The organism is Luteolibacter luteus, from assembly GCF_012913485.1.
Classification (GTDB): Bacteria; Verrucomicrobiota; Verrucomicrobiia; order Verrucomicrobiales; family Akkermansiaceae; genus Haloferula; species Haloferula lutea.
The window spans coordinates 2,370,032-2,379,216 of the sequence record NZ_CP051774.1; the positions used below are offsets into that span (position 1 = coordinate 2,370,032).

General features: G+C 60.6%; 9 protein-coding genes. 2 read left to right on the top strand and 7 right to left on the bottom strand.

From position 1 onward, the window contains the following. Positions 1-100: 100 nt before the first annotated feature. Complete coding sequence (locus HHL09_RS09970) at positions 101-757, top strand: dioxygenase family protein (protein WP_169454490.1); 657 nt, start codon at positions 101-103, stop codon at positions 755-757. Positions 758-761: 4 nt separating this feature from the next. On the opposite strand, the gene HHL09_RS09975 is transcribed toward HHL09_RS09970, so the two are convergent. Further along, positions 762-1,670, bottom strand: coding sequence for a cation diffusion facilitator family transporter (locus HHL09_RS09975; RefSeq protein ID WP_169454492.1), 909 nt, complete (start codon positions 1,668-1,670; stop codon positions 762-764). Positions 1,671-1,793: 123 nt separating this feature from the next. Between HHL09_RS09975 and HHL09_RS09980 the strand changes: the two genes are divergently transcribed. After that, complete coding sequence (locus tag HHL09_RS09980) at positions 1,794-2,567, top strand: hypothetical protein (protein WP_169454493.1); 774 nt, start codon at positions 1,794-1,796, stop codon at positions 2,565-2,567. Positions 2,568-2,696: 129 nt separating this feature from the next. On the opposite strand, the gene HHL09_RS09985 is transcribed toward HHL09_RS09980, so the two are convergent. The 6 genes from HHL09_RS09985 to HHL09_RS10010 all read right to left on the bottom strand — a co-directional run bounded on the left by HHL09_RS09985 (position 2,697) and on the right by HHL09_RS10010 (position 9,107). Beyond that, positions 2,697-3,596, bottom strand: a complete 900-nt coding sequence (locus HHL09_RS09985) for a tetratricopeptide repeat protein (RefSeq protein ID WP_169454495.1) — start codon at positions 3,594-3,596, stop codon at positions 2,697-2,699. Between the two features lie 9 nt (positions 3,597-3,605). Then, positions 3,606-4,184 carry a DNA repair protein RecO gene (gene recO / locus HHL09_RS09990; RefSeq protein ID WP_169454497.1) on the bottom strand — a complete coding sequence of 193 codons (579 nt, stop codon included), beginning with the start codon at positions 4,182-4,184 and terminating at the stop codon, positions 3,606-3,608. Positions 4,185-4,323: 139 nt separating this feature from the next. Further along, positions 4,324-5,403, bottom strand: coding sequence for an HD domain-containing protein (locus HHL09_RS09995; protein ID WP_169454499.1), 1,080 nt, complete (start codon positions 5,401-5,403; stop codon positions 4,324-4,326). Positions 5,404-5,471: 68 nt separating this feature from the next. Beyond that, on the bottom strand, positions 5,472-5,891 hold the full coding sequence (locus HHL09_RS10000) for a response regulator (RefSeq protein WP_169454501.1): 420 nt from the start codon (positions 5,889-5,891) through the stop codon (positions 5,472-5,474). A gap of 114 nt (positions 5,892-6,005) precedes the next feature. After that, positions 6,006-8,129 carry a PAS domain-containing protein gene (locus tag HHL09_RS10005; RefSeq protein ID WP_169454502.1) on the bottom strand — a complete coding sequence of 708 codons (2,124 nt, stop codon included), beginning with the start codon at positions 8,127-8,129 and terminating at the stop codon, positions 6,006-6,008. A gap of 156 nt (positions 8,130-8,285) precedes the next feature. Beyond that, entirely contained in the window at positions 8,286-9,107 is an 822-nt protein-coding gene (locus HHL09_RS10010; protein WP_169454504.1) for a hypothetical protein, read from the bottom strand. Between the last annotated feature and the right edge of the window lie 78 nt (positions 9,108-9,185).

Here is a 9,185-nt window from a genome sequence, read left to right on the forward strand (position 1 = left end):
CCAAATAGCGTGGAGCCGTGACCTTGGAGCAAGGAGTTAGATGCTGGATGCCATGCGGAATTTCTGCCAGCCTCCTCCACTCCCACCGGAACCCAAGCCCATGAACATCCTGCCCTCTTCCCGACGCCGCTTTTTGCGGAACTTCTCCCTGAGCGCTGCCGGCCTCTGGGTCCCCGGCGCCTTCGCGGAGGCGCTCACCCTCACGCCGAAGCAAACCGAGGGCCCCTTCTATCCGGTGGACCTGCCGCTGGATACCGACAACGATTTGATCATCCTGAACGATGGCCTGACGCCCGCCCTCGGCAGTGTGACGCATCTCAGCGGTCGCGTGACCGACGCGAAGGGCGAGCCGATCCGCAACGCATTGGTCGAGATCTGGCAGGTCGATCACCACGGCGTCTATCTCCACAAGGGCAGCAGCGACCACGAAAAGCGCGACGCGAATTTCCAAGGCTTCGGCCGCTTCATGACCGGCTCCAGCGGCGAGTATTACTTCCGCACCATCAAGCCGGTCGCTTATCCCGGCCGTACGCCCCACATCCATTTCGCCGTAAAGATGAAGGGCCGCGAGAAGTGGACGACCCAATGCTACATCAAGGGTGAGAAGCAGAATGAAGCGGACGGCGTGATCAAGGCGATCAAGGACGAGAAGCAACGCGCCTCGGTAATCGTCGATTTCGCCCCGATCCCCGGCCTTGCCACCGGCGAGCTGGCGGCACGGTTCGACATCGTGATGGGATTCACCCCGGCGGGTTGAGCGCTCAGCGGATCTCCCACTGCTCCTCGTGATCTTCCGCGGAGCGCGGCTCCAAATGAGAAATCACGCGGACATCCGGACCCAGCAGCGCCGCGACCCGCCCCTCCATGTCCGTGGCCACCTCATGGGCTTCCCGTACCGCCGTGCTATCCGGGAAAACCAGATGAAATTCCACCCAATGGGTCCGGCCCGAGTGGCGGTGCCGGAGATTGTGATAGGACAGTCCGTGCTCCGCGCAGTCGGCATCCAGGCACTCGCGGAGATTCTTTTCCACCGCCAGGTCGGCTTCATCCATCAGACCGCCGAGACTTTCCTTCATCAATCGTCCACCGGTCCAGATCAGCTTGATGGCCGCGATCACGGCAAAGATCGGATCCCACCACTTCCAGCCCGTGAAGTAGATCAGCGCCAGCGCGACAAGCAGCGCACCACTGGTCCAGACATCAGCCAGCACGTGCTCACCATTCGCGCGCAGCACCGCGGAGTTCCGCTTTTTTCCCACCCGCAGGAGGGCCGCACCCAGCACGAGATTCACCAGCGCGGCGGCAGCAGTGATGATCACGCCGATCCCCATGTTTGCAATCTGGCCGCCGACAAAGACCTGGCGGGCTGCCTCGTAGATGATGAGGAGACCGGCGGCGCTGATCATGGCCCCCTCGAAGCCGGAGGAAATGAACGCCACCTTGTCGTGGCCGAAATGATGGGTCTCGTCCGAAGGCTTGTGAGCGAGTCGCAGCGCCCACGCGGCGAATGCTACCGCCAGAACATGGGTCACGGATTCCGCGGCATCCGAATAAATCGCCGAGGAGCCCGTCAGACCGGCAGCCACAATCTTCGCGAAGAGCAGGACAACCGCCACCCCGAGCGAGAGGTTCATCACCTTCGATTGGTCTTCGGACAAACTCGCGCTCACGACGCAGAGCGTGGGAATTTCGCCCGCTCTGGCAACCCCTTCAAAAAGCCCTTCGCAGGGGGCGACATAACTGATTGAATCCACGGAGCCCCAGTGAAGCGCCTCGCCCTAACTTTCTTAGCCTTGGCTGCAATTCTTTGCGCTGTCTGCTGGCATTACCGCGGACAGATCGCCATGGCGCTGCGTGAACTGGACACCCCGCTGAGCCTTTCCGAAAGCCATCTGCCAAAACCGGACGCGGAGCGCTATGCGACCATGAAGGAAGATGTGGAGCGCTGGCGGAAAAATCTGGCCACAAAGCATGCCAAGGCAAAGACCGCAGCGGAAAAGGACAAGGTACTCGCGGAGGCCCGCGGCTTTCTGGAATCCGTGCTCCCGGAAATGATGCGCTGCTGGCTGGGCACACGCTGGGATTTCCACGGCACCAGCGAGGTGCCTGGCGAGGGAAAGATCGCCTGCGGCTACTTCGTCGCGACCGTGCTCCGGGATGCGGGATTCCGCGTCGATCGCTACAAGCTCGCACAACAGTCCTCGCAGAGCATCCTCCGCAGTTTCCTGCCACGGGAGGCTCTGAGCCTGCAGGTAGGCGTCCCCTATGAAAGCTATGCCGCCGGGCTGAAGAAGGCGGAGCACGGCATCCGTATCGTGGGCCTCGACAGCCATGTCGCCTTTCTCGTGACGGGAAATGACGATTTCCGCTTCATCCACTCCTCCGGCTCGAAGCCGTGGTGCGTGGTGGATGAAGGGGAAAACGATGCCGATGTCCTGCGCCGCTCAAACTACCGCGTGCAGGGGTGCCTGACTGCGGACAAGGAAGTGCTCCGCCGCTGGCTGGCGGGCAAGACCATCGAAGTCCGCGAAGATTCCTCCGCGACGGCGTCGGCGGCCCGCAATTGAGGCGAAAGCGGAGGTCTCCCCGATCTCGGTAAGAGGGGTGGAAAGAAAAAGGATTGGAAATCGACGGTTTCCCATCAACTGCCAATCCTTGTTATCCTAGCGTTTCGCTAAGCCTTGTATCGGCCGGTCCTAGCCAGCCACCGCACTCGCTCCGGCGCCGTGAAGGCGCGAGGAGATCGCGTCGGCATGGGCGTAGTCGCCCTCCGCACGAAGGACCGCGCAATAGTTGTCGGCCACCGCTTCAAGGTCGGATGCGTATTCGATGCCAAGAGCCTCGAAGCCGCTGATCGCCTTCTCGAAGTGGCGGCGTGCCCAAGCGCTGTCTCCCGTGCTAAGCAGGGCCAGCGCGAGGTTGTTGTGCGACTGGGCGGTGTCCGGGTGGATGTCCCCGAAGAGCTTGCGGCGAGCTTCCAGCGCCATCATGTGCATCTCCCGGGCCTGCTCGTGAAGGCCGGCCGATTGATAGAGAGCCCCGATGTTGTTGGAAACCGCGGCGGTTTCCTCATGATCCTGACCCAGCTCGCGATGGAGGATTTCCAGTGCGCGCAGGTATTCCGCCTCGGCACCTTCGGTATCACCGGCATTCCGCTTCAACACCGCCAGGTTGTTGCACATCGCGGCAATATCGAGGTCTGCCGGTGGATCGTTGGTTTCGAAGTAGTGGATTGCCTTCGACCAGAGTTCGGCAGCGCGCTCCGTATTTCCGAGTTGGTCGTGCACCGAGCCGTAGCCGGCATGCAGGCGACCGAGCTGGAGCAAGCGGTCCGGGCGATTGTCGAGCTGGTCGATGGCCTGCTTGTAATCATCCCGGGCTTCTTCAAAGCGGCCGAGCAAACGATAAACGTCACCACGGACCTCCAGCGAGCTGGCGAACTCATCGATGCTCTCGAGGTCGCTGCTGAGGGTTTGCTGCGCCTTCAGGACGGCAGCGGTGGCGGCGTGGACGGCCTCGTCGAGGTCGCCCGCGGCAACCAGTTCATCGACGCGGCTGCGCAGAATGTGAATGAGTGTGGTGGTAGGTGAGTCCATGGCTTGTATTTACTTTAAATCACCGCTTTGGGTTTCTGCAACGGGGAATTCCGCCGCAGGTGAAAGTCTTTCCAACAATTGAGCGCGCTGGGGGGGAAGAGAACCGAGGGCATCCCGCAGGGAGGTCGTGGCTTGGCGCCGCTCCTTGGAAATGCCGAGTTTACGCGCCATTTCCTGCTCGAAATGCTGCATCGCCTTGACCGAAGCACCACGAGTCGAGACGTAATCAAGGGCCCGCCGCAACAGATCGCTCAATTCCGGCTCGGGGTGATCACGCTCAACGGCAAGCTCCAACAGGCGGCAGCAATAACCCGACAAAAGCATTGCATTGTAATCACCTCGGATCGATTCCCGGGTGTTCATGACGCTCACTTCCCGGAGGCTATGGAGTTCGCCGCTGCGAGCCCTTGCCCAGGTTATTTCCGCGTCAAAGAAGAGATCCAGCTTCCCCGCAAAGGGGCTTTTAGGGCTCCTCGCGCCCTTTGCCACCGTTTTGATCAGACCATGGCCGTCCGTGAACCAGTGGACGATCCAACTGGTATCGGTCAGCTTGGTGAGCCGGATCAGCGTGCCGTGGCAATGCTCCATGCGAGGTTAAAAACCCGGCGACGCCCTATTGGTTTCACCGAATGCCCGCCAACTTGCGCAGAATCGGACACCGCGCAAGTCAACCCTTCCAAGAAACTTCGCCGAAATTCTCATGCCCGAGCCGCAAAGCTCGGATCCGCTAGAATAGCTCGGCTTTCTCTTTCTCTTCGGAAACCGCAACGGGAGCAGGTGCCGGGGCATCAAAAACGGCCAGTGGCGCGACGAGATTCGCTGGAAGCGGGAACTGTTTCTCATAGATCCCATCCACGATCTCATTCGCCTGCGCATAGGCATCCCGCATCATCTCCAGCTTCGCATCCAGGTTGTCGATGTAATGCAGCGCAATCGCTTCCGGCGTCCGGGGCAAGGTCGGCGAGCCGAATTGATACTCGCCGTGATGGCTTGCGATCAGGTGCAGGAGATGCAGGCGAACGGTCTCGCTCGCAGGCTCGAGCGTCAGCCAGTCTTTGGCCACCGGGCTCTCCGCGACATCGCGCCACAACTTGTTCACCAATTCGATGCCGAGCGGAATATGGCCCAGCATTTCGCCATGAAGGGTGTAGCCTTGGGCAAAGCCTTTCTCCGGATATTGGTTTTCCCAAAGCTTCCCACAGTCATGAAAGAGCACACCGGAGATCATCAGGTCCCGGTTCAGCTCCGGATAGATCGAGGAAATGAGATCGGCGGAGCGCATCATCTGCGCGACGTGCTCGGTGAGGCCGCCTCGGCGCGCGTGGTGATTTTTCCGGGCCGCCGCCGCACGACGGAACCGCGGACCGAAATCCTTGATGAAGCGATCCGTCAACGCATGCAGTCGCGGATCCACGATCCCGGCGCACAACGTGCAAATGGTTTCCCAATCGCGGCGTTGCTTCTCCATGGTCGCGGCGTCGCCCGTGAAGAAGGCTTCGAGGGCATCCCCCAAAAGGCGCTCCCACGCGATGTTCGCGGCATTGAGGCCATACTGGTTCTGGGTCCACTCCGCATTGAGCCGCAACACCGTGCCGTCAGACATGCCCACGGCGGCCTCGAAAAGCGGTGCGTCGGACCACGCGTTCAGGTTGAAGCTGCCGGTCCCGTCAGAGAAAGTGATCACCAGATACGGCTTTCCCGCCTTCGTCTGCCGCTGGCTGCGCGACTGGAGTTCGCAATCGACCGCAACCGCCAGGGGTTGCTCGCCCGCTTGCTCTTTCAGGGAGGAAATCGTCAGGAAATTCACGGCGGGAAGCATCCACGGCCCCGCCCCCGGTGTCACGAACGATGCACCGGGACGAGGCCAGCACGCACCTAACCGATATCCCAGACTTCCGCCGACCTCGACGAAGGCTCGGCCACGGTCGCGGCTTCCTGCGCTTCTTCGAGATGCTTCTCAATGCAGCTGAGGATCGTGCCGAATTCCGAAGTCTTGCTCACAAAAGGCAGCCCGCCCGTCAGCGTCTCGCCATCGGATGTATCGGGATTTTCCTCCACCAAGGCGGTGAGCATCAGAATAGGCACTGTCTGCAGATCCGGCTCCGCTTTCAACTGCGCTACCACATCACCACCATCCAGGCCCGGCATCACCACGTCGATCACGCAGAGGTCCGGTTTGAACTCCTTTGCTGCTTTTAAGGCGAGGGCGGAATCATTCACATCCATCACCTCGAAATTCCCCACCTCTTCGAGATTCGCTTTCAGGAGGGCGGTGAAATCCGGTTCGTCATCCACGATCAAAATCCGGGTGGTATCCATAGTCCCACCTCTACTCCGGATGGCGACAAATCGCAAGGAATCGCGGGAGCCCGCGGCGAAGTTTTTTTGATAGAGCGGGACCATTCACCCTCACACCTTCAGGGTGATGGAAGCGCGCACTCCGCCTTCCAGACGGTTCTCGATCTCAAGCACCCCATTGTGGAGCTCGACGATTTTCCGGCACACCGCGAGCCCCAGACCGGTGCCCGTTCCCGTCGGCTTGGTCGTGAAAAACGGATCAAAGATCTTCGAGAGATTCGTCTCGTCGATGCCTGTCCCGGTATCATCAAGTTCCACGCGGACAACGGGATCCCCTTCCCTCAGATGCCCTGCCGTGCGCACGCCTTCATCCCGGCGCACACCGGTGATCACTTCGGCATAGGCACGCACCGTCAGCGTCCCCCCTTCCGGCATGGCGTGCATGGCATTGATCATGAGATTGACCAAGACCTGCTCCATCTTCGTCGAGTCCACGCTCACCTTCGGTAGATCCGGCGAGAGATCCTTCACCAGCTTCACATGGGCTTGTCGCAAGGGATACTCCACCAGCGCTAGGGAATCGCTGATCACCTCGGAGAGATCCTTCGGCTCCATCGAAAGCTGCCGCGCGGAGGAATAGTCCACCAGCCCCTTCACGATCTTCTTCGCACGGTCGATCCCGCGCTTCATCCGTTCGATCGTCTCCGTACCCTGCACATCCTCCGCCGGCACGCGGCGGGCCAGCAACTCGATGCCCATCCCGATCATCGCCAGCGGGTTCTTCACCTCGTGCGCGACCCCTGCCGCAAGTCTCCCCACCGACTCCATCTTCTCCGCCTGGATGAGTTGCTCCTGCGCCCTGCGCAGATCCTCATTCGCCTTCACTAGGTCCTCATTGAGGCGGTGCATCGATTGCTCCGCAGCCTTGCGATCCGTGATGTCCGTCGAAATCGAGCCGATCGCCTTGATCTCTCCGCGCAAGTCGCGCAGCGGGAACTTCATGGACACATAGGTGCGCGGCTCGTTGTCCACATACAGCTCCTCATCCATCTGCAAGGCGTCGCCGCCCTCCGCCACCAGCAAGTCATGCTTGCGGAACTTGTCCGCCGCTTCCTTGTCCGCGATCAGCTGGTGATCGGAAAAGCCAAGGATGTCCTTCCGCTGCATCCCGTAGAGATCTTCGAAGCCGCGGTTCACCATCACATAGCGGCCCTTCAAGTCCTTCATCGAGATTACCGCAGGACTGTTGTCGATCATCTCCTGCATCCGCTGTTCCGCTTGGATCGCCTTCTCCTGGGCGCGACGCTGTTCTGTGACATCGCGGTCCATGCCCACGATTCCCCACGGCTTTCCATCCACATCATGAAGGAGCACCTTCGTGGTGACGAAGTAGTGGAGATCACCCTTCCGCAGTTCCAGATGCCACTCGCGGTTCAGCACCGGATCGCCGGTTTCGATCATGCGCATGTCCTCTTCCTTGCCCGTGCGCACCACCAGTTCCGGAAAGTAATCCGCGGGAGTCTTGCCGATCATCTCCTCCGGGGACTTGGCACCCACCCACTCTGCCATCGCCTTGTTCACCACCAGGTAGCGGCGGTTCAGATCGCGCGCGAAAATCTTGTCGGGGAAGCCATCGATCAGCGAGCGCAGCATATTCCGCTCCCGCTCGAATTTCTGCTGGGTGTCCACCAGTTCGCTGACATCGCTCGACATCCCGAAGGTCCCGATGATGTGGCCTTCCCGGTCGCGAAAGGGCATCTTGTTGGTCAGCACCCAACCCGTCTTCCCATCGGGAAAAATCTCTTTCTCCACCAAGCCGGTGATCGAGACGCCGGACTTCACGATCTGCATCTCGTCTGCCCGCGCCTGATCGGCATGCTCGGGACCGAAGAGATCATGGTCGGTCTTCCCGATCAGATCTTCGGGGTGCCCCCGCCCCACCCACGTGGCCATGCTCTGGTTCACCCGCAGGAAGCGGGACTCCGTATCCTTGAAGTAGATGTTCGCCGGCACGTTCGCCATCAGCATCTCGAAGAAATGCTCCAGCTTGCGGTGCGATTCCCGTCCCTCCTCCAGCTTCTGTTCCAGATCCCGGTTGATCTCCACCAGACGATCCGATTGAGGCGACTCCCCCGAAATAGGAGCAGCCGAACGCCGGCCCAGCAGTATACCCGCTGCGAGAAGAATCGCCGCCCCTGCGGCCATCCGTCCGATCGCCGCGGAAGGCCCTGTCATCAACCAGACGGTCCCGCCAAAGATCACCGCAGTAGCTAGCAGGCTCACAAATCCGGACCAACCCCCAGCCGATAAAGGATGGATTTTCACCATCTCTATCAGAACACGAAGTAGGGCCCGTGTAAATGGGCTTCGTCGTTCCGAGAGCGCCCGGGCTCAGCAAAGCCGGACCATGTCCTTCACGAACTGGCCCCACAGGAAAAGGAGACCTCGGAAGGAATACTCGAAATGGCCGTCCCCGGTCTCCCGGATGATCCCGGCTTCGAGATTGTGCCGGATCTGGCTCTGCATCTCGGTCTCGATCGAATCCTCGATCTCATCGGGATCGGGCATCAAAAGGGTATCCGGGTCGACATTCGAGCGGCGGAGAAATTCGTGATGATCCTTCAGGATCTGGTGGAAGCAGGCGCGCTCGCAGGGCACGTGATTCCACTTCATCTGAGGCGGGCACTTCAGGGTCGCGGAGAAGGGAAAATTCGTGGTGCGCCAAATCCGGCCTTTCTTGTCCCGGGAAGTCACGGAGATGAAGGCGAAGGCCACTTCTCCCTGTTCGCAGAGGCAGACAGCCCCCACCGCCCGCTCCTCCGGATGCCAGAAAAGCCGGAAGAACTGCTTCATCCCGCCCCACTCCCAGCCGCAATCGTCCACGTGGTCGAAGCCTGCATCCTCCATCGCACCCGCAGCCTCCACCGCATTCGGAAAAAAGGACGGATCCGGCACCTCCTTCTGTTTCAGACGGTTCTCCATCGGCAGCCGCATCCGGCGGATCCGGGTGAGCAGCTCGACCCAAGGCAGGAAAAACCAAAGCGCCACCCCGATCAGGCCCACCCACCAGCAGCCGCTGCTCAGGTAAAAGAAGGCCATGAAGCTCGCCGCCAGGAAAACCAGCGCGCCCAATTTGCGCACCAAGGCCTTCCTCGCGGAGCGAAGGGCGATGGCGAGGACAAAAAGTCCGACAACAATAAGGCAGGAACGCATGGAATACGAGGAGGGCGGAAACCAAACGCCCCCTGACTCTTCGTCAAGGTGGGAACTCGCAGGGCGGGTGATTGCCGA